General features: G+C 61.8%; 19 protein-coding genes and 1 riboswitch. Of the genes, 8 read left to right on the forward strand and 11 right to left on the reverse strand.

Annotated elements, in window-relative coordinates; all coding sequences use genetic code 11:
* The first annotated feature begins 1 nt into the window (after position 1).
* Together V6N02_RS08835 and pbpC are read left to right on the forward strand one after the other, a co-directional pair.
* The gene (locus V6N02_RS08835; RefSeq protein WP_371225172.1) at positions 2-574 is read left to right on the forward strand and encodes a putative glycolipid-binding domain-containing protein; all 573 of its coding nucleotides are present in this window, start codon (positions 2-4) and stop codon (positions 572-574) included.
* Complete coding sequence (pbpC, locus tag V6N02_RS08840) at positions 564-2,606, forward strand: penicillin-binding protein 1C (RefSeq protein ID WP_371225173.1); 2,043 nt, start codon at positions 564-566, stop codon at positions 2,604-2,606. Before V6N02_RS08835 ends, pbpC begins: the two co-directional genes overlap by 11 nt.
* Before the next feature lie 3 nt (positions 2,607-2,609).
* Here the strand turns inward: pbpC and V6N02_RS08845 are convergent, their stop codons facing one another.
* The 9 genes from V6N02_RS08845 to V6N02_RS08885 form a co-directional block, all read right to left on the reverse strand.
* On the reverse strand, positions 2,610-3,785 hold the full coding sequence (locus V6N02_RS08845; RefSeq protein ID WP_371225174.1) for an acetyl-CoA C-acyltransferase family protein: 1,176 nt from the start codon (positions 3,783-3,785) through the stop codon (positions 2,610-2,612).
* A 74-nt stretch (positions 3,786-3,859) separates the two neighbouring features.
* Positions 3,860-4,567: a metallophosphoesterase family protein gene (locus V6N02_RS08850; RefSeq protein ID WP_371225175.1), complete on the reverse strand. Its 708-nt coding sequence runs from the start codon at positions 4,565-4,567 to the stop codon at positions 3,860-3,862.
* A gap of 84 nt (positions 4,568-4,651) precedes the next feature.
* Positions 4,652-5,968: a M16 family metallopeptidase gene (locus V6N02_RS08855; RefSeq protein ID WP_371225176.1), complete on the reverse strand. Its 1,317-nt coding sequence runs from the start codon at positions 5,966-5,968 to the stop codon at positions 4,652-4,654.
* Entirely contained in the window at positions 5,965-7,296 is a 1,332-nt protein-coding gene (locus tag V6N02_RS08860) for a M16 family metallopeptidase (protein WP_371225177.1), read from the reverse strand. Before V6N02_RS08860 ends, V6N02_RS08855 begins: the two co-directional genes overlap by 4 nt.
* Before the next feature lie 100 nt (positions 7,297-7,396).
* Complete coding sequence (locus V6N02_RS08865; protein WP_371225178.1) at positions 7,397-7,915, reverse strand: DUF3035 domain-containing protein; 519 nt, start codon at positions 7,913-7,915, stop codon at positions 7,397-7,399.
* Positions 7,916-7,973: 58 nt separating this feature from the next.
* Positions 7,974-8,462, reverse strand: coding sequence for a signal peptidase II (gene lspA, locus V6N02_RS08870; RefSeq protein WP_371225179.1), 489 nt, complete (start codon positions 8,460-8,462; stop codon positions 7,974-7,976).
* 61 nt (positions 8,463-8,523) lie between these two features.
* Positions 8,524-10,113 (reverse strand): bifunctional phosphoribosylaminoimidazolecarboxamide formyltransferase/IMP cyclohydrolase, encoded by a 1,590-nt coding sequence (gene purH / locus V6N02_RS08875; protein WP_371225180.1) that lies wholly within the window; start codon positions 10,111-10,113, stop codon positions 8,524-8,526.
* A gap of 25 nt (positions 10,114-10,138) precedes the next feature.
* The gene (locus V6N02_RS08880) at positions 10,139-11,881 is read right to left on the reverse strand and encodes a heparinase II/III family protein (RefSeq protein ID WP_371225181.1); all 1,743 of its coding nucleotides are present in this window, start codon (positions 11,879-11,881) and stop codon (positions 10,139-10,141) included.
* A gap of 104 nt (positions 11,882-11,985) precedes the next feature.
* Complete coding sequence (locus V6N02_RS08885; RefSeq protein ID WP_371225182.1) at positions 11,986-13,248, reverse strand: RsmB/NOP family class I SAM-dependent RNA methyltransferase; 1,263 nt, start codon at positions 13,246-13,248, stop codon at positions 11,986-11,988.
* Between the two features lie 69 nt (positions 13,249-13,317).
* On the opposite strand from V6N02_RS08885, the gene V6N02_RS08890 reads away from it, so the two are divergent.
* The 6 genes from V6N02_RS08890 (at position 13,318) to thiD (ending at position 17,973) form a co-directional block, all read left to right on the forward strand.
* Positions 13,318-13,500, forward strand: coding sequence for a DUF1674 domain-containing protein (locus V6N02_RS08890; RefSeq protein ID WP_371225183.1), 183 nt, complete (start codon positions 13,318-13,320; stop codon positions 13,498-13,500).
* A 344-nt stretch (positions 13,501-13,844) separates the two neighbouring features.
* On the forward strand, positions 13,845-14,465 hold the full coding sequence (locus tag V6N02_RS08895; RefSeq protein ID WP_371225184.1) for an HD domain-containing protein: 621 nt from the start codon (positions 13,845-13,847) through the stop codon (positions 14,463-14,465).
* A complete protein-coding gene (locus V6N02_RS08900; RefSeq protein ID WP_371225186.1) occupies positions 14,465-15,598 on the forward strand; it encodes an aromatic ring-hydroxylating oxygenase subunit alpha in 1,134 nt (377 codons plus the stop codon). The genes V6N02_RS08895 and V6N02_RS08900 overlap by 1 nt, the downstream gene beginning before the upstream one ends.
* Positions 15,599-15,641: 43 nt before the next feature.
* A riboswitch (TPP riboswitch) is annotated at positions 15,642-15,734 on the forward strand.
* A gap of 42 nt (positions 15,735-15,776) precedes the next feature.
* Positions 15,777-16,565 carry a hydroxyethylthiazole kinase gene (thiM, locus tag V6N02_RS08905; RefSeq protein WP_371225187.1) on the forward strand — a complete coding sequence of 263 codons (789 nt, stop codon included), beginning with the start codon at positions 15,777-15,779 and terminating at the stop codon, positions 16,563-16,565.
* A complete protein-coding gene (gene thiE, locus V6N02_RS08910; protein WP_371225188.1) occupies positions 16,562-17,176 on the forward strand; it encodes a thiamine phosphate synthase in 615 nt (204 codons plus the stop codon). The genes thiM and thiE overlap by 4 nt, the downstream gene beginning before the upstream one ends.
* Positions 17,173-17,973, forward strand: a complete 801-nt coding sequence (thiD, locus tag V6N02_RS08915) for a bifunctional hydroxymethylpyrimidine kinase/phosphomethylpyrimidine kinase (protein WP_371225189.1) — start codon at positions 17,173-17,175, stop codon at positions 17,971-17,973. The genes thiE and thiD overlap by 4 nt, the downstream gene beginning before the upstream one ends.
* Position 17,974: 1 nt before the next feature.
* Here thiD and V6N02_RS08920 read toward each other — a convergent pair whose 3' ends face one another.
* Together V6N02_RS08920 and dapB are read right to left on the reverse strand one after the other, a co-directional pair.
* Complete coding sequence (locus V6N02_RS08920; RefSeq protein WP_371225190.1) at positions 17,975-18,340, reverse strand: dihydrodipicolinate reductase; 366 nt, start codon at positions 18,338-18,340, stop codon at positions 17,975-17,977.
* Between the two features lie 82 nt (positions 18,341-18,422).
* The gene (dapB, locus tag V6N02_RS08925) at positions 18,423-19,235 is read right to left on the reverse strand and encodes a 4-hydroxy-tetrahydrodipicolinate reductase (RefSeq protein ID WP_371225191.1); all 813 of its coding nucleotides are present in this window, start codon (positions 19,233-19,235) and stop codon (positions 18,423-18,425) included.
* Between the last annotated feature and the right edge of the window lie 64 nt (positions 19,236-19,299).

Consider the following 19,299-nt stretch of genomic DNA (forward strand, 5'->3'; position numbering starts at 1 on the left):
TATGCCGGGTCAGACCATCGCCGAGGCCCGCTGGCGCGCTTTGGATCGCGAGGGCGAGGATAAATGCCGCCTCTCGCGGGTCGAGGATGGTTGGTTGTTGATCGGCCATGCGCGGTTTCACGATGGCGATGGCTTTGCGGCGCTGGACTATGTGGTGCGCTGTGATGCGGATTGGTACACGCTGAGTGCTGATATCGCGGGCACCCATGCCGAGAAGGATATTCGCCTGACCCTGCACAGGGACGGCGACAGGTGGATGATGAATGATCAGATCCAACCGCAGGTCAGCGGTGCGCGCGATGTCGATCTGGCCTTCACGCCGGCCACAAATCTGATGCCACTGCGCCGCTTGCATAAGGCAGATGATCATTCTTTGACCACTCGTGCGGCTTGGCTGCGCTATCCGTCCTGCGTGCTGTCTGCGTTGGATCAGACCTATACCGGCACGTCGTCCGAGATCGTCTCTTATGCGGCCCAGCAGACCGCTTATGCAACGCAGCTTTGTGTCGACCAGAGCGGGTTTGTCACGCTCTATCCCGGGCTTTGGGAAGGGGAGGTGCACCGTGCGTCCTGATCGGCTGATCTTTGCGCTGGCGATTGGCTTGCTGATTGCCGGGATCGCGCGGGACCGGTTCGATCAATGGGTCTCGGCCACCGATCTGCCTGTGCTGCTCAGCGAAACCTCGGTCGAGGTGCGGGACCGCGATGCACAGCTTCTGAGGGTGTACACCGTGGCCGATGGGCGCTGGCGGCTGGCCGTGACCCCGGATCAGGTGGACGCCGGGTATCTCGACATGCTGATCGCCTATGAGGATCAGCGGTTTTACCGCCATGCCGGTGTCGACCTGTGGGCCATGCTGCGCGCCGCCGGGCAAGCAGTCTGGAATGGTGAAGTGGTCTCGGGCGCGTCGACCCTGACCATGCAGGTGGCGCGTTTGTTGGAGGAAAGTGGCACCGGCAGGCTACGCGGCAAGCTGCGCCAGATGCGGGTCGCGTTGGCATTGGAGCGCCGTCTGAGCAAGACACAAATCCTGCAGCTTTATCTGACCCATGCGCCCTATGGCGGCAATCTGGAAGGGGTGCGCGCCGCGACCCTGTCGTGGTTCGGCAAGGAACCGCGCCGCCTGACCCCGGCCGAAGCCGCGCTGTTGGTGGCCCTGCCACAGGCGCCCGAATATCGCCGTCCGGATCGCAATCGCGAGGACGCCAGTGAGGCCCGTGAACGCGTGTTGGCCCGGATGGTGGATCAACAGGTATTGAACCACGAGACAACGCAAGCCGCGCTCAGCGAACCGGTGCCCAACACACGCCGCCCATTCCCGGCCTTGGCGCCGCACCTTGCCGACTTGGTCCGCTCCGGAGATCCTGCACGGCTGTCGCATCAATTGACCCTCGATAAGGCGTTGCAGCGCAAGCTTGAAGCTCTGGCTGCAGGGGCTTTGCGCGATCTGCCCGACGATCTTTCTGTTGCTGTTGTCTTGGCCGATCACATAACGGGCGAGGTGTTGGGCTCGGTTGGCTCGGCTGGCTATGGCACGGATACGGCGCGGCAAGGCTTTGTTGACATGACTCGCGCGAAACGGTCTCCCGGCTCGACCTTGAAACCGCTGGTTTATGCGATGGCGTTTGATCGCGGGCTGGCGCATCCCCAGACATTGATCAATGATCGCCCTGTCGCCTTTGGTCGCTACGCGCCACAGAATTTCGATGGGGAATTCCGGGGTGAATTGCCGGTGACTGAGGCGCTTCGCCAATCTTTGAACATCCCTGTCGTGCTGCTGTTGGATCAGATCGGCCCGGCGCATTTGATGGATGTGATGCGTCGGGCGGGCACACAGCCCGAACTGCCCGGTGATCAGGCCGGGCTGGCTGTCGGTCTGGGTGGTGTCGGTGTGTCATTGAATGAGTTGGTGCAGCTTTACGCGATGCTGGCGCAAGGGGGACAGGCGCGGGAATTGACATGGCGTGTGGACAATGAGGCCCAGCAAGGCGCGCAAGTCCTTAACCGCGCGGCGGCGTGGCAGGTGGGCGATATCCTGTCGGGTCTGGCCCCGCCTGCGGGCGCACCGCCGCGGCGGCTGGCCTACAAGACCGGCACGTCCTATGGCCACCGCGATGCCTGGGCCATTGGATTTGACGGGGTGCATGTGGCGGGTGTTTGGATCGGGCGGCCTGACGGTACACCGGTGCCGGGCGCTTTTGGTGGTGATCTTGCCGCGCCGATCCTGTTTGAGGCGTTTCAGCGGCTGAAAGAGGTCTCTGATCCGCTGGGCCCTCCGCCGCCGGAAACCCTGATCGTCTCAACAGCCGAACTGCCCAAACCCTTGCGCCGTTTCACCGGGCGCGATGCGGTGTTTTCCGACGCGCCGGATTCACCCAAGCTGATCTTTCCGCCGGATGGGGCCACCTTGGCGCTGGAGGGGGACATCCCGGTCAAGGTGCGCGATGGCAAGCCGCCCTTCACATGGATCGCCAATGGCACGCCGCTGCGGGTACAGGAACACCGGCGCGAGACGACGTTGCCGCGTCTCAGCGTTGGGTTTTCCCAGCTGTCCGTGATTGATGCCGAGGGGCGCGCGGCCCGTGTAACGGTGCGGATCGAGTAGGCGTTAGAGCCGCTCGAAGGCCAGTGCGATGCCCTGACCGCCGCCGATGCACATGGTCACCAGCGCTTTGGACCCGCCGATACGTTCCAGCTCGTAAAGCGCCTTCAGTGTGATGATTGCCCCGGTCGCACCCACAGGGTGGCCCAGTGCAATTGCCCCGCCATTGGGATTTACTTTCGCGGGGTCCAGACCAAGGCCCTTGTTTACAGCCAAGGCTTGGGCGGCGAAAGCTTCGTTCGACTCGATGACGTCGAAATCGCCCACGCTCAACCCGGTTTTGGCCAGCAGGTTTTCGACCGCAGGCACCGGGCCGATGCCCATCACTTCGGGGCGCACCCCGGCATGGGCGTATCCCAGTAAACGGGCCTTGGGTTTCAGACCGGCAGCCTCGGCGGCGCTGGCCTGTGCCAGAACCAGTGCGGCGGCGCCATCGTTGATGCCGCTGGCATTGCCTGCCGTGACGGTTCCGTCCTTCTGGAATACGGTGCGCAACCCGGCCAGTGCTTCGGGCGTGGTTGGTTTGGGGTGTTCATCCACTTCAAAGCTGACCACGTCGCGGCGCACCTTGACGTCAATCGGGGCGATCTGGCTGGCGAAGTGCCCGGCCTCGATGGCCGCCGCGGCGCGGTTCTGGCTTTCCAGTGCAAAAACATCCTGCGCATCCCGCGTGATGTCATGTTCGGCCGCGACATTCTCGGCGGTGACCCCCATATGGCCGGTGCCGAAGGGGCAGTTCAATGCACCCAGCATCATGTCGAGGGTGCGGATATCGCCCATCTTCGCGCCCCAGCGTTGATCGGGAATGATAAAGGGCGAGCGACTCATGCTTTCGGCGCCGCCAGCCAGACCAAACTCGGCATCGCCCAGCATCAGGGATTGCAGGACCGAGACGATGGCCTGCGCGCCCGAGCCACACAGCCGGTTGACGTTCATTGCCGGAGTGGTGTCTGGGATACCCGCCTCCATCGCGGCGACGCGTGACAAATACATATCCTTTGGCTCGGTATTGATCACATGACCAAAGACCACATGACCAATTTGACCCGGCTCGACGCCAGAGCGCTCCATCGCGGCGCGCGCGGCATGTGCGCCCAACTGTGCGGGTGGCGTGCCGGCCAGGGCCCCGCCAAAGGTGCCAATGGCGGTGCGTGCGCCGTCGAGGATAACGATATCGGTCATAGAACATCTCCGGATTCAAATGGGTTTGAGCCAGAGTAACGCCCGCGCCCCCGGAAAGACAATGTGACGTCTCGTCAGCCCGGAACAAGTGGCTGCCGTCCGCCTTCGTCAAGCAGCCAGCAGCTGCGTCCTTCAAACACTGCCACATGCAAATCGCGATCCCAGCCCGCGCCGCCATCCAGCGCAATGCGATTGCCGTGATGTTCGGGAAACATCACCGGGGAGTGGCCATGCACGACCAACCGCCCATGATCTGAGGTGTCCGACAGGAATGGTTCGCGCATCCACATCAGGTCTTCGGGCGTTTGATCGACCAAGGCGATACCGGGGCGGATCCCGGCATGGGCAAAGATCAGATCGGGGGTCTGATGGCTCAGCCTGGTGTCCGCCAGCAGGGTCAGATGTGTCGATGGAATTGCCGACAGAATATCTTTGGCAGGATCGCCCGGACTGACGCCATAGGACAGAAGGGCCTCCCGCGCGCCTGATTTGTAGGACAGCCAACGGATGTCTTCGCGCGGGGCGTCGGGATGATTGCGCAGATGGGTCAGCGCATTCAACATCAGTTGATCGTGATTGCCGCGCAGAAGGGTCCAGTCCTGCCCGGCAGCAAGCCCATCCACAAGCACCTGCAACACTCCGCAGCTATCGGGCCCGCGATCCACATAGTCTCCAAGGAATACCACAGGTCCGCCGCCATCCGCCGCGATCAGTGACAGGGCGTGGTCCAGCTTGTCCTTGTGTCCGTGGATATCGGGGATCACGTATATCGGGTTAGGCATCAGCAGGCGCCTTTCAAAAAGCAAAAGGGGGCGATGAAGCGCCCCCTTTTCATCTTGTCTGCACTTGTTTCGCGCATCGCGGCTTTAGTCAATCGTGCTGTCCAGCCCCTCGGGCTGTCCGACAACCACGAAGGTCAGTTGATCCGGGTTCAGCATTTCACGGGCAACGCGGTTGATCTGCTCCAAGGTGACGGCGTTGACCTTGTCATTGCGGCTGGCGATGTAATCCAGCGGCATGGCGTCATACTGCATGTTCACCGCGATATTGGCGATCGGGCCATTTCCGTCGAAGCGCAGCGGGTAGGCGCCCGTCAGATAGGTCTTGGCGTCGTTCAACTCTTCCTCGGTCACCCCCTCGGTGCCGAGACGCGTCCATTCATCGCGGATCACCTGAACGGCCTCGGCGACACGGTCATTGGCCGATGCGGTGCCCCCGGCCCAGGTTTTGGAATAATCCGCGATACTGAGATAGGAATAGATACCATAGGTCAGGCCACGTTTCTCACGCACCTCGGTCATCAGGCGGCTTTCAAACCCGCCGCCACCCAGGATGTGATTGAGGATGAACGCGGCGAAGAAATCAGGATGATCGCGGGGCAGGCCCGGTTGCGCGAAACGCACCACGGATTGCGGGGTTTCAAATTCGACCACCTTCACACCACCGGGCAGGTTCACCTCTGCCATCTGTGGCAGGTCTGGGCCGGTTTCAGGCAGATCAGCCAGCAATCTGTCCAGCAGTGCCCCCAGTTCTTCCTTGGTGATGTCGCCCACGGCGCTGACGTAGACACGGTCACGGGTGATCGCGGCGCGATGCGCGGCAATCAGGTCATCACGGGTCAGCGCACTGACGCTCTCGATGGTGCCGCTGATGCCGTGGCCATAGGGGTGATCGCCGTAAAGCAACTCATTGAACGCGCGCGCAACGATGCTTTGCGGATCCTTGAGGTCGGATTGCAAACCCGACAGGACCTGTGCCCGCACCCGGTCAATCGCATCGTCGTCAAAGCGCGGTTCAACAAGCGCCGAGCGCAGCAATTCCAGGCTTTCGGCGCGGTTTTCGGTCAGGAAACGTGCTGATACCGACAAGGAATCTCCGTTGGCGCTGAACTGGATCGACGCAGCCAGCGTGTCACGTGCCCTGGCAAACGCACGCGCATCCAACTCGCCCGCGCCCTCTTCCAGAAGTCCGGCCATCAGGTTGGTCACGCCACGCTTGTCCGGCGGATCAATGGCCGCGCCGCCGCGAAACATCAGCTCGATGGCCACGAAGGGGATCGAGTGTTCCTCCACCAGCCAGGCGTTGATGCCGCCCGGCGAGGTGATGCTTTGAATGTTGGTTTCGGCGCGGGCCGGCAGGGTGGCCAACAGAATGGCGAAGGCGGCGAAAACAGCGCGGATCATTGGGTCACCTCCGACTTGGTCAACCAGCCTGTGACCGATCGGTCGCGATTGAAAACCGACCGCGCGGCGGTCATGATATCTTCTTCGGTGACGGCCTGCAGAATATCGGGCCAGGCTTGTACGTCTTCAACGGTCAACCCCTGGGTCAGCGCCCGACCATATTCATCGGCCAGATCGCCGACATCATCACGGGCATAGATCTGGGCCGCGTATATTTGCCGTTTGATCCGGTCCAGATGTTCCGGGTCGACGCCCTCTTCCATGAACTCGGCCACGGCTTGGTCCATCGCGTCCTCGGCTTCTTGCAAGGTTACCCCGTCGGCGGGCACCGCAACCAGCGTGAACGATGTATCGTCCAGCGACATGCCGGTATACCAGGCGGTGGAAAAGATCGCCACATTGGCATCGAACTGCAGTTTCTGGGCCAGAACAGAGGTCGGGCCATCACCCAATAGCTCGGCCAACAGGGTCAGTGCCGCGGCTTTTTCCTGTGCGCCGCTGTCCCGCTCGGGGGCGATGTAGGAGCGGCTGACATAGGGTTGGGCCACGCGCGCATCTTTGTAGATCACACGCCGTTCGGCCATCTGGCGAGGTTCCTGCGCGCGCGCGCGTGGCTGAAGATCCGGATTGGGTGGAATCACTCCGTAATAGGTCTTGGCCAGCTCATGCACCTCGTCCGGGTTCACATCCCCGGCCACCACCAGAATGGCGTTATTGGGGGCGTAATAGGTTCGGTAATATTCCAACGCGTCCTCCAGCGTCAGCTGGGTCATTTCGTGCTGCCAGCCGATCACCGGCACACCGTAGCGGTGGTTGAGATACATGGCCGCGTTCTTCTGTTCACGATAGAGCGCCGAGGGGTCATTCTCGACCCGCTGATTGCGCTCTTCGATGATCACGTCGCGCTCAGTCAGGATATCGTTTCCATCCAGCTGGAGATTGACCATCCGGTCGCTTTCCATCCGCATCATCAACTCAAGCCGATCCGCCGCGATGCGCTGGAAATAGGCCGTAAAATCATAGCTGGTAAAGGCGTTGTCCTGCCCGCCATTGCGCGCAACGGTCTGGGAAAACTCGCCCGGGGCCAGCGTCTTGGTGCCTTTGAACAGAAGATGTTCCAGAAAATGCGCCACGCCGGAAACGCCCGGCTTCTCATCCGCTGATCCGGCGCGATACCAGACCATCTGCACCACAACCGGTGCACGGTTGTCTTCGATCACGATTACTTCCATGCCGTTATCCAGCGTGAAATGGGTGACCTGGTCATTGGCTTGTACAGGCCCGCCGATCAGGGCGATCAGGGTCAGGCAGGTCGCAACAAAGCGCATTTGGAATCTCCGTCTAATGGGCGGCTACTTGCGATAGATACGCCGCCCGCCGAAAGGTTCAAGCGCGATGACAGGACCGTGAGCAGATGGAGAGAGGTATTTATTCAGGCGGAGGCGCAGATGGCGTGCTGATCCCAAGGCGGCGCAGCCGTTCATGTTCGGCCTCAGCGTTCAGCCACTGGCGACGGTAAGCCAGCGCATAATCGTCATTGGGTCCAAGGTTGAGCAGATTTCTGCGGCCATGGCGGCGCCTGACATCGATATCTTCACGACGCAGGGTCTGTCGGATGCCGGGGCTGATTCCATAGCGGCGAGAGTGGTTGAGCAATGCGCCATCCGCAGACGAAACGCCATCCGCCACAAGCGCACCCGGATTGCCACCCAGCGCCGCGACACCATCCGCGCGCGGATTTTGATCGGTCAGGTTGGTTCCGCCGGGTGTCGGCGTGGGCAAAACGTTCAGGTTTTCTGGTGGTTGCAGGGGCTTGCCGGGCAGGATTGAAAACTCGTCCGGGCCTTTGCCAGTCTTCTTGATCTTGGACAGCACGAGATCATCGCCCCGGTTGCCACAGGCGGCGACACCGAGGATCAACAGGAACATCATCAATAGACGCGGCATCGCTTGGGCCACTCCTTCACAGCACTTGCTCATGGTGTAGCGCATCCCGACGCCAAGGTCACGAGGCCTTTTTGTCCGATTTGCCCGACGCATCGCTGGACAGAACGACCATGCCAAACGCCCCAATGAAAACGGCGATGTCCGCGATGTTGAAGGCGTAAGGGTTCTCAAATCCGCAGCAGGACATGTTGATGAAATCGGCCACCGCGCCATAAATCAGCCGGTCGACAACGTTGCCAAGCGCGCCGCCCACCAGCAGACCCGCCGCTATCTTCTGCCAGCGGCCCGCCGGATCGTTATGAACCCACCAAAGAACGGCGGCCGAAATGGTCAGTGCTACGGCGATCAGAACCCAGCGCACCCACGGGCTGTCCTGCGCGAAAAGGCCGAAATTGATCCCGTAATTCCAAGCCATGCGCAGGTTGAAATACGGGTCCCACACGTTGATCGCCAGAACGCGATCAAGGTTCAGCATATGAACGACGTAGTATTTCGTGACCTGATCGGACACAAAGATCACTGCGGCGACCCAAAACACGATGCGCATGGCGCTTGCCTCTCTGCTCGTGGGCCTGATTTGAGCGGCCCATCGTTCTTTTGCTGGCGTCTTAGTGCCGGAAATGGCGCATCCCGGTCAAGACCATTGCCAGACCGGCCTCATCAGCGGCGGCAATCACCTCGTCATCGCGCATCGATCCGCCGGGGTGGATCACCGCCGTGGCACCCGCCTCGGCGGCGGTCAGCAGGCCGTCGGCAAAGGGGAAGAACGCATCCGAGGCCACGACCGACCCAAGCGTCAGTGGTTTGGCCAGACCCAGTTCTGCCGCCATATCCTCGGCCTTGCGCGCGGCAATCCGGCAGCTGTCGACGCGGCTCATCTGACCCGCGCCCACACCGACGGTGGTGCCGTCTTTGACGTAAATGATGGCGTTGGATTTCACATGTTTCGCCACCTTCCAGGCGAACAGCATATCGGCCATCTCGGTCTCGCTTGGCTGGCGTTTGGTGACAACCTTAAGGTCATCGGGGTTGAGCCGTCCATTGTCCTTATCCTGCACCAGATACCCGCCCGACACTTGTTTCAGCATCCGGCCCGCTTCCGCCGGATTGGCCAGCCCCTCGGTGGTCAGCAGGCGCAGGTTCTTTTTCTTCGCAAAAATCTCGACCGCATCCGCATCTGCCCCCGGCGCGATCACCACCTCGGTGAAAATCCCGGAAATCTCTTCGGCGGTGGCCCCGTCCAGCGGCTTGTTCAGCGCGATGATCCCGCCGAATGCGCTGGTGCGGTCACAATCAAAGGCCTTGCGATAGGCCTCGACCACTGTATTGCCGTGCGCCACACCGCAGGGATTGGCGTGTTTGATGATCGCCACGGCGGGGCCATCGGCCGGGTCAAACTCACTGACCAACTCAAACGCCGCATCGGTGTCGTTGATGTTGTTATAGGACAGTTCCTTGCCCTGCAGTTGCGTCGCCGTCGCTACACCCGGACGCGCGCTGCCATCGGTGTAGAACGCCGCCTGCTGATGCGGGTTTTCGCCATAGCGCAGGGTTTGCGCCAGCGTCCCGGCAACCGCGCGGCGCTTGGGTGTGTCCATGCCAATCGCATCGGCCATCCAGTTTGAGACCGCTGCATCATAGGCCGCCGTGCGCGCATAGGCCTTTTGCGCCAGTTTCTTGCGGAACTTGGGGCAGGTGCGCCCGTCATGCTGATCCAGATCGCCCAGCACCTTATCGTAATCCTCGACATCCACCACAACGCTCACAAACGCATGGTTCTTGGCCGCCGCGCGGATCATCGCAGGGCCGCCAATGTCGATATTCTCGACACAAGTGTCATAATCGGCACCTTTGGCGACGGTTTCCTCAAACGGATAAAGATTGACCACCAACAGGTCGATCGGGCCGATGCCATGCGTGTCCATCGCCGCGACGTGATCGTCATTATCCCGCAGCGCCAGCAACCCGCCATGCACCATCGGGTGCAGGGTTTTCACTCGCCCGTCCATCATCTCGGGGAACCCGGTGATATCAGCCACATCTTTCACGTCCAAACCCGCCTCGCGCAGCGCCTTGGCCGTGCCGCCGGTGGATAGAAGTTCGACGCCGCGCGCGGCCAGAGCCTTGCCCAGATCGACCAGACCGGTCTTGTCGGATACAGAAAGAAGGGCGCGTTTCAGCGGGGCGAGATCGGTCATGGGGCAGCTTTGTCCTCGTGCAAATTTAGTCAACTGCCAGCGGGTCCACCTCGTCCTGGGCAAGATCGCGGATACTGACCGGCGTCTCTTGTGCCTTGGCAAGTGACCATCTGACACGGGCGGCATACTGCATAACGTGGCCAGATAGAACGATCTGTTTGGTCGCACGGGGCTTGAGACGCAATTTTTCAAGGTAAACACTGGTTTCAAGGCGCATTTCGGCCGCGCCATCCAGCCGGAATATCCAGATTTCACCGCTTTTGAGCGCCAGGGACACGGCTGTCCCCCCCATATCGACCGAGGCATCCACATCCGGGTGCAGATGAAAGCGGATGTCATAGGGGATACCCTGCAGCCGGGCGCGATCGAGTTCTACGTCGAACAATGCGCGGTCGTCATTGTCGAGCGTCATCAACGTATCTTCGCCCGCGATACCGCGACCATCAAAGGTCATGTCCAGCTTGCGGATATGGGTCAGGCCATAGCGACGACGATAACCGTCATGGCCGCCTTCAAAACGCACGCCATCCTGCGCCTGGCTGATCTCAATCGGCACCTCTGACGGTGTGTCCTCCAACCATTGCAGCGACTCACCGCTGGCCCCAAGGCGCGAAGAAGATCGCGAGGCGAGGATCAGCGTGGAATGCGACGGCGTGGCGCGCCCCGCACGGCGCCAATCCGGGCCAAAGCTGGCCCCCGAGCCGCAATTCACGATCACTGGACGACGTCCCGATGTCAGTTCAAACGCGAGGGTAGATGCATGGGCGTTCGCCGAGGCCCGCCCACGCGGTGGCGGTGCCGCATCCACAATCATCGAACTGCGGCCCGCCGATATCCGCGCAAATCCCATCGACAGACCATCGGGCGCGCTGGATTTCACGCCGCTGGTGGCCAGCGCCGCATCCAGACGCCCTTCAAGGCCGCGCCCGCCGCCATGGAACCGCGCCAGCCCACCATCTGCGTGGCGCAGGGTGCGCAAGGTCGGGGCGATCCGCTCGATCGCGCTCCAATGGGCGTTGCTGGGCGTGTGGCCGGTTTCCGACAAGGCCAGTGCGGCCCATGTCAGCAGGGTGAAAACTTCGAGCAATTCTTCGGGATTACGTGTGGGTAGCCCGCCTTGCGGGTCGATCTGACTGTCGCATTCGCGCGCCAGCGCGTTGAGGGCAGGCTCGACATGCGCTTCCATCCCTTCCAGCGACAGGCCAGCATATAGCATACCCGTAAGTGCCTCGAACCGGGGCAGGCCGGGGGATGAACTTTTCCAGCGTCGCGACAGGAAGATCGTTTGCTGTGCCAGAGAGCGCATGAAACCATCCGCGATTTCATTGCCTTGGCCGGACATCAGGAACAGTGCGTGGGTGATCCAGCGGATCAGGCGCCGCCCGGTCAGTTCCGGTGTCCAGCCGGGACCCGATCCGTCGCCATAGCGTTTGATCCAGTCGGCCAGCCATTCCTGTGCCGCCGCGCGCGCAGGACTGTCTCCGGCGGCAGCCAGATCATCCAGCCATCCAAAGCCGTGTTGCTCGGCGCTGAATTCCTCATCCGGCGCGGCCAGATCCCAAAGACGCGTATGCGGGGCCTGAATCAGCGTGCCGGCAAAAACGAAATTGCCCGCGCTCAGTTGTCGACCCCGGGCAAAGCTGCCGATGGTGCGGGGTTCGGGTTGTGACAGGAAGGCCGTGGCGGGTTTTGACCACGCCGCGCGCCGCGCCTCAAGACGGTTCATCAAACGCGCCCACCGCGCCGAGATATCATCGGTTCTGGACATCTGCCTTGCCTCTGCACGCTCTTATTGGCGTTACTTTTCGGCAATATACCGCGCCCGGCGAGCCAAGTCACCGGCTGATTGACGCCGGGGGTGATGATGGGCGGTTAACGGCGCAGGCAGGCAATGTAAAACCCGTCCATACCCCCCAGATCGGGCCAGTAATCGGGGCGCAGACGCAAGCCGCCTTCCTCGGTGATCCAGGCCGGATCAATACCGGGACGCTCGACGAGTGCCGTGCGATCAACAGTCAGGTCTGTGTGGCGCTCCAACGCCTCTTCCACCTGCACTTCGCCTTCATCGGGCAACAGCGAACAGGTGCAAAACACCAGCCGCCCGCCGGGTTTCAGCAGGGTCAAAGCGTAATCCAGCATTTGCGTTTGCAGGCCGATCAGCTCGCCAAACTCGCTGCCATCCTTGGCAAAGGGCAGGTCGGGGTGGCGGCGGATCGTGCCGGTGGCCGAACAGGGCGCGTCCAGCAGGATGGCATCATACTGCCCTTCATGGGTCAGCGCATCGCCGGTGATGCAGGTCGCGTTTAACCCGGTGCGAGCGAGGTTCTGGGTGACCCGTTCCATCCGGTGTTCTGAGACATCAAGCGCCGTCACCTCGGCCCCGGCGGCAGCCAGTTGCAGGGTTTTACCCCCCGGTGCGGCGCAGAGATCAAGGATCGCCTCGCCCGGTTGCGGCGCCAGAACCTGCACCGCGATCGCGGCGGCGGCGTCCTGCACCCACCAGTCACCCGCCTTATATCCTGGCAGGGCCGACACTTGCCCGGCATCGGCCAACCTGACCGATCCGGTTGGCAAAAGCTGCCCGTTCACAGCATCGGCCAAGGCCGCCGCATCGCCCTTGGCGGTCAAATCCAGCGGGGCACCGGCGAAATGCGCCCGCTCCATATCGTTCATCACGCCCTTGCCCCAGGCCTGCACCAGCGGTTCGCGCAGCCAGCTTCGGATACGCGGCACCCTCAGATCGTTCCAGCGCCCTGGGCCATCCTCGGCCACCTGCCGCAGCACCGCGTTGATCAGGCCCTTCAGCTTGGCATAGCGTCGGTGATTGCCCAGCAGGCCGACCATATCGTTGACCACGCCATGCGCCTCGCCACCCAGACAAAGCTCGACCGTGCCAAGGCGCAGGATGTTATGCACCGTCAAAGGTGGCGGCTTGCGCAGAAACCGTGAGATGATGCGGTCGGCCCGTTCGATGCCGCGCAGCGTTTGCAAGGTCAGGCGCTGGGCGCGGGCGCGATCCGCCGGGTCCAGCCGGTCCAGAGCGCCCCCTGCGATCAGATCGGACAGCAGGCGGCCCTCTTCCATGATCTTATCAAGCATATACAGCGCGGAACTGCGGGGGGTGGGCGGTTTCATAGCGGGCGGGTCCTTGCCGGGGGCGGTGCGGGGCGTATATCAAGGGGCGGAGACCAAAGGAACCCAGCGATGAGCGATCCCGAGAAGAAAGACCTCCCCCCCGCTGCCATCCGCGCCCTTGCCGAGGCCGAAGAGCGCCGCAAAGCTGCCGAAGGGCAAGACGCGTTGCCCAAGGAACTGGGTGGGCGCAAAGGCCCCGAACCCGTGCGCTATGGGGATTGGGAAAAGAAAGGCATTGCTGTCGATTTCTGACTTGGCGCGACAGCCTGCCGCATCCCCGGTGCCGGACCCAGAGCTACCTCTGTCCTTCAAACAGGTGAAAACTCGGAGAGAGACATGTTCAAAGGACTGGGAATTTCGATCGCACTGATCGTTGGCGGCATGGTTGCCGTGCCCGCAGCCATCGTGGCCGCACTTTAAATCGAATACTAGATGTCGGGCGCGGCTTGGCTACCCGACATCCCTCTCTTCTTCCTCAAAACCGACACTGAAAACGCCGCAACGAGACATTTTTCGTTGGCTGCGTCGTGATTTCATCACACCATGTCCAGGCATCGCGACCAAATGAAGGCCCGCGTCAGAGAAAGGGAGAGAGCATGGAAAAGGTCAAGTTCACTCAGATGAAAGATGGCGACAAGGAGGATTACGATCTTCTTGGAAAGCTGGAGCACGAGTATGTCAAAGGCACCGCCGACCGTCTTCTGACCGCGCTGGTTGAATTGGATGAAAGCCTGTCGGGTTATCAGATCACCCGGCTTGGCCACTCGCTGCAATCGGCCACGCGGGCCTGGCGCGATGGTGCGGATCAGGATTGGGTCGTCGGGGCGCTATTGCATGATATTGGCGATATCTTTGCCCCTCATAACCATGACGAATACGCCGCCACGATCCTGAAACCCTTCGTGCGCGAGCAGGTGACTTGGACGGTCGAGGCGCATGGCGATTTCCAACTTGCCTATTTTGGTCATCACGTCGGCGCAGACCCTAACAAGCGGGAACGCCATGCCGGCAGCCCTTATTTCGACGATTGTTCCGAGTTCTGCGAACGCTGGGACCAATCCAGCTTTGACCCCGATTACGATCACGAGCCCATCGAGTTTTTCGCCGACATGGTGCGCGAGGTGTTTGATCGTGAACCATATGATCCCGCCGTCATCCGCCCCGGTGTCCGCGAACCATTGCAAGATCCCGAACGGGCGGCGGAACGGGCGGCCTGATGTCGCGGCTGCTTGCCTCGGCTGCACTTGAACGCTGTCTTTTGCCCGCTGACGAGGCGTCGTCGTTGCCACCCGCTGTCTATCGCTCGGACGCGGTGGCCGACGCCGAGGTAACGGCGATTTTCCGTGCAGGGTGGATCGGGGTGGGTCGGGCTGACATGGTGGCCGAACCTAGCGATTACATCACCTTGGACATCGCAGGGCAGGCCATCCTGCTGCTGCGCGATAACGAAGGGATTTTACGCGCCTATGCCAATACCTGTCGCCACCGCGGCGCGCGGCTGGTGGATGGCGAAGGATCGTGTAAGGGCCTGCGCTGCCCGTTTCATTCGTGGTTCTACGCGCTGGACGGGCGGCTGGTTTCGGCCCCCGAAATGGAGGCCGCGCAGGGTTTTGACAAGGCCGAGAACGGGTTGATCACCTATCGCGCTGAAGAACGGCTGGGTTTTGCCTTCGTCTGCCTGAACGCCGATGCTCCCGACCTTGACACTCATCTGGGCGAGTTTGCGGGCTTGCATGCGGACTGGCCAATGGAGTCACTGGTCAGTGTCCGGCGTCGGGTGCTGGAGGTGGAGTGCAACTGGAAACTGTTTCTTGAGGTGTTCAACGAATACTACCACCTGCCTTTCGTGCATCCCGATTCCATCGACAGCGTTTATGCGCGGCCCAATCCGCCCGATCCAGTACAAGGCGGTTTTGCCACCCAGTTCGGGGCGACCGATGGGACGGGTGGTCTGTTGGAGGATCAGCAGGACAAGGCGCTGCCCGATATGCCGGGTCTGCAAGGGTGCGCAAAAACGGGCGCACGCTATACGTGGGTGTTCCCGAACATGGCCTTTGCTGCCAACACGGACGCGCTCTGGTGTTACGAGGCCTACCCGCTGGGTGGGGACCGCTGCCTTGTTGTGCAAACCTCGTGTTTCCCGCCCGAGACGGTTGACCTGCCAGAGTTTGCCGAGAAGTCGGCGGCGTATCTGGATCGCATGGATGCCGCCCTGGACGAAGACGTCCCCGCCCTGATCAACCAACAGCGTGGGATGGCCAGCCCTGACGCCCGGCAAGGCCGGTTTCAGCCCGAGTTGGAGCCAAATGTTGCCGCCTTTGCCCGCTGGTATGCTGCGATTGGCATCTGACGCTGCTTAGGGCTTGACGCCGCATGCCAGAGCAGTAGCTATACCCACACGACAGGGGCGTCTTGAAAAAGGCTGAGAAGTACCCTTTGAACCTGAACCGGATCATGCCGGCGGAGGAAGTCGTGGGCCTGTTTTGACGTTCGTGCCCGCCTTCTTTCGTTCGCAAGGAGGCACAACGATGCAAGACGCAGGACACTACCTTGAAAACATGCGGGCCACTGCCCCGCTGGTGCAGAACATCACCAATTACGTGGCGATGAACGTCATGGCCAATGTGATGCTGGCGGCGGGGGCCTCGCCCGCCATGGTGCACGCACGCGAGGAAGCGGCAGAGTTCGCCGGGATTGCCTCGGCGCTGAGTGTCAATATCGGCACGCTTGATCCCGATTGGGTCGCGGCTATGGAAGCGGCGGCGCGCGTGATGAATGACGCGGGCAAACCCTGGGTGCTGGACCCGGTTGCGGTCTTTGCCACCGGATTGCGGCGCGAGGCGGGTGCACGGCTGGTGGCGTTGAAACCCACCGTGATACGCGGCAATGCCTCGGAAATTCTGGCGTTGGCGGGGGCCGAGGCCGCAGGCCAGGGCGCGGATGCGGGTGACAGCGTGGCCAGCGCCGAGGCCGCCGCACGCACCCTGGCCGCGCAGACAGGCGGGGTTGTCGCTGTCACGGGTGCGGTGGATTACATCACAGATGGCAGCCGCGCCTATCGTGTGGAAAATGGCGATCCGATGATGCCCAAGATCACCGCGCTGGGATGTTCTTTGACCGGCCTTGTGGCGGCTTTCGCCGTTGGACAGCCGACGCTTGAGGCAACGACAGCCGCTTTGGCCTATTACGGTCTGGCGGGTGAACAGGCCGCGCAGAAATCTGATGGCCCCGGCACGTTGGCGATGCATCTTCTGGATGCGTTGCACGCAATGACACCCGAGGCGTTGACGGCCCGGTCGCGGATCACTGAGGCATGATGGGGCCGGTCTATTTCGTCACCGATCCGGGGGCCGACCTGCCCGTTGTCGGTCAGGCCCTTGCCGCGGCGCGTGGTGGGGCACGGCTGATCCAGCTGCGCGACAAATCGGCGAGCACACCCGAGTTGGCGGCGCAGGCACAGGAGCTGCAAACCGTTTTGGCACAGCATGACGCCAAGCTGATCATCAACGACCGGGTCGATGTGGCCATCACGATAGGCGCATACGGATTGCATATTGGTCAGAGCGATGGAGATCCGCGCGATATCCGCGCCCGCATTGGCCCGGATATGATGCTGGGCCTGTCGGTGGAAAATGCGGATCAATTGGCTGATGTGCCGTTGGACTGCGTCGACTATCTCGGCGTTGGGCCGATCCGCGCCACGGCAAGCAAGCCGGATCATGCGCCACCCATCGGGTTTGCCGGACTGGGGCAGATCACAAAAACCACACCACTGCCCTGTTATGCCATCGGCGGTATCGGCCCGGGTGATGCGGCGGGGTTGCGCGCGGCTGGGGCGGTTGGGCTGGCGGTCGTTTCGGCCATAGCCCGCAGCGCCGACCCCGAGGTGGCAACCCGTGCCTTATTGGAAGAATGGAGGACAACATGAGCGCGAATATTCTCTCTATCGCGGGTTCGGACCCTTCCGGCGGGGCCGGTATCCAGGCCGATATCAAGGCGATTTCTGCCAATGGCGGCTATGCCATGGCCGCGATCACCGCCTTGACTGCGCAAAACACCCAAGGGGTCAGCCGGGTTGAGCTGACCACGCCCGATATGGTGGCCGAGCAGATCGCGATGATCCGTTCCGATATCCGGGTCGATGCGGTCAAGATCGGGATGCTGGGCAGTTCCGCGATCGTTAAGGCGGTGGAAAAGGCGCTGGACGGGCTGGATGCGCCGATTGTGCTGGATACCGTGATGGTGGCCAAGGGCGGAGACCGCCTGTTGCAGGCCGATGCGGTTGCGGCCCTGCGCGACCACCTGTTGCCGCGCGCCAACATCATCACCCCGAACCTGCCCGAGGCCGCCGACCTGCTGGGTGAGGACGAGGTGCAGGATGAGGCCGGGATGATGCGACAAGCCACGGCTCTTTTGGACCTTGGGGCGCAAGCGGTTTTGCTGAAAGGCGGACATCTGAAAACCGACCGCAGCCGCGACCTGTTGCTTTGGCAGGATGGGGATGAGTGGCTGGAAGCCCCGCGTCACCTGACGCACAACACCCATGGCACGGGATGTACGCTGTCAGCGGCATTGGCTGCGTGGTTAGGGCGAGGCGCCGGAATGCCAGAGGCGGTTCGGGCTGCCAAGGCCTATGTCACCGGCGCGATTGCAGCGTCGGATCTTTTGGACGTCGGGCGGGGCCACGGCCCGACCCATCACTTTCATGCCATGTGGAGGGTTTAAATCAGCGCAATACCAGATCGGCGAATTCGCCGGTGCCCTGATCCGAAATGAAGCGCATGGTGTTGCCCTGCACCTTCACAGCCTGGCAGTTGGGTCCAAGATCGCGCTTGCCCCAATAAAGATCACGGCAGAAATAGCCTGATTTCCAAGTCCACGCGCCGGTCACACTGCGGCCAAAGGCGTTGCCCTTGATCTGGCCATCCGGTGTGACGTCCAGCTTGATCCCGAAGCGGGTCAGTTTGCGCCCATCCACAAGCGATACAAAAGCTTGTTTATCGCTGATCTGGGAAAAACTATCGGCAGTCGCCGGGCTGGAGATGGGTGTGGCCAGAAGAGCGAGGCTGAAGAATGCTACGAGTTTACGCATGATCATGTCCCTTTAGCAGATACCGAGGGGTACGCGGCACTGCCCAGAACGGATCACTTTTTTGGGAGGAGACTCCCCGAGGTTACTTCAAACCCAGCACATCGAGCATGTCATACTCGCCCGGTTTGCGCCCAAGTCCCCACAGGGCCGCTTTCAAAGCCCCCCGTGCGAACAAGGCACGATCGCTGGCGATATGGCGCAGCACGATCCGCTCGCCTGCACCGGCGAACATCACGTCATGTTCGCCCACGATATCGCCCCCGCGAATGGCGGAAAATCCGATATGACCCCGTTCGCGCTTGCCGGTGATGCCGTCACGCGCGCGATCTGACACGGCGTTCAGGTCCACCCCACGCCCTTCGGCGGCGGCCTCGCCCAGCATCAGGGCGGTGCCCGAAGGCGCATCGACCTTTTGGTTGTGATGGCTTTCGATCACTTCAATATCGAAATCCTCGTCCAACGCGGCCGCCACCTGCTTGGTCAGTTGCACCAAAAGGTTCACTCCAAGGCTCATGTTTCCAGCGCGAATGATTGTGGCATGGCGCGCGGCGGGTTTAAGCTGGGCAATTTCGGCGTCGCTCATCCCCGTGGTGCCGATCACATGCACGGCGCGGGCCTGTGCCGCGAGGGCGGCGAATTCGAGCGTGGCGGCAGGGGCAGTGAAATCAATGATGGCTTGGGCCGTGGCAAAGGCCTCAAGCGGATCATCCAGAACGGTGATACCGGTTGGCGCGCCACCCATCGCGGTGCCAAGATCCTGACCGACCCAAGGGTGCCCCTGACGCTCCAACGCGCCGGACAATTGGGCATGATCGCTGTTTTGAACGGTCTGGATCAGCATCTGGCCCATGCGGCCGGATGCGCCGGTAACAACAATGCCTGGCAGGTCTGTCATGATATTCGTCCCTGATGATCTGGCCGTTCGTTTAGCGCACCCGGGCGGGGGCCGTCTATCGCGA

It is taken from the genome of Roseovarius conchicola, assembly GCF_041403425.1.
In the GTDB taxonomy this organism is placed as follows: Bacteria; Pseudomonadota; Alphaproteobacteria; order Rhodobacterales; family Rhodobacteraceae; genus Roseovarius; species Roseovarius conchicola.

Coding starts and splice junctions, on each gene's coding strand:
- V6N02_RS08890 (WP_371225183.1), top strand. CDS start 13,318: ATGAGCGATCCCGAGAAGAAAGACCTCCCCCCCGCTGCCATCCGCGCC.
- V6N02_RS08895 (WP_371225184.1), top strand. CDS start 13,845: ATGGAAAAGGTCAAGTTCACTCAGATGAAAGATGGCGACAAGGAGGAT.
- thiE (WP_371225188.1), top strand. CDS start 16,562: ATGATGGGGCCGGTCTATTTCGTCACCGATCCGGGGGCCGACCTGCCC.
- thiM (WP_371225187.1), top strand. CDS start 15,777: ATGCAAGACGCAGGACACTACCTTGAAAACATGCGGGCCACTGCCCCG.
- V6N02_RS08835 (WP_371225172.1), top strand. CDS start 2: ATGCCGGGTCAGACCATCGCCGAGGCCCGCTGGCGCGCTTTGGATCGC.
- V6N02_RS08880 (WP_371225181.1), bottom strand. CDS start 11,881: ATGTCCAGAACCGATGATATCTCGGCGCGGTGGGCGCGTTTGATGAAC.
- V6N02_RS08900 (WP_371225186.1), top strand. CDS start 14,465: ATGTCGCGGCTGCTTGCCTCGGCTGCACTTGAACGCTGTCTTTTGCCC.
- V6N02_RS08855 (WP_371225176.1), bottom strand. CDS start 5,968: ATGATCCGCGCTGTTTTCGCCGCCTTCGCCATTCTGTTGGCCACCCTG.
- lspA (WP_371225179.1), bottom strand. CDS start 8,462: ATGCGCATCGTGTTTTGGGTCGCCGCAGTGATCTTTGTGTCCGATCAG.
- dapB (WP_371225191.1), bottom strand. CDS start 19,235: ATGACAGACCTGCCAGGCATTGTTGTTACCGGCGCATCCGGCCGCATG.
- V6N02_RS08920 (WP_371225190.1), bottom strand. CDS start 18,340: ATGCGTAAACTCGTAGCATTCTTCAGCCTCGCTCTTCTGGCCACACCC.
- purH (WP_371225180.1), bottom strand. CDS start 10,113: ATGACCGATCTCGCCCCGCTGAAACGCGCCCTTCTTTCTGTATCCGAC.
- V6N02_RS08885 (WP_371225182.1), bottom strand. CDS start 13,248: ATGAAACCGCCCACCCCCCGCAGTTCCGCGCTGTATATGCTTGATAAG.
- V6N02_RS08845 (WP_371225174.1), bottom strand. CDS start 3,785: ATGACCGATATCGTTATCCTCGACGGCGCACGCACCGCCATTGGCACC.
- V6N02_RS08865 (WP_371225178.1), bottom strand. CDS start 7,915: ATGCCGCGTCTATTGATGATGTTCCTGTTGATCCTCGGTGTCGCCGCC.
- V6N02_RS08850 (WP_371225175.1), bottom strand. CDS start 4,567: ATGCCTAACCCGATATACGTGATCCCCGATATCCACGGACACAAGGAC.
- thiD (WP_371225189.1), top strand. CDS start 17,173: ATGAGCGCGAATATTCTCTCTATCGCGGGTTCGGACCCTTCCGGCGGG.
- V6N02_RS08860 (WP_371225177.1), bottom strand. CDS start 7,296: ATGCGCTTTGTTGCGACCTGCCTGACCCTGATCGCCCTGATCGGCGGG.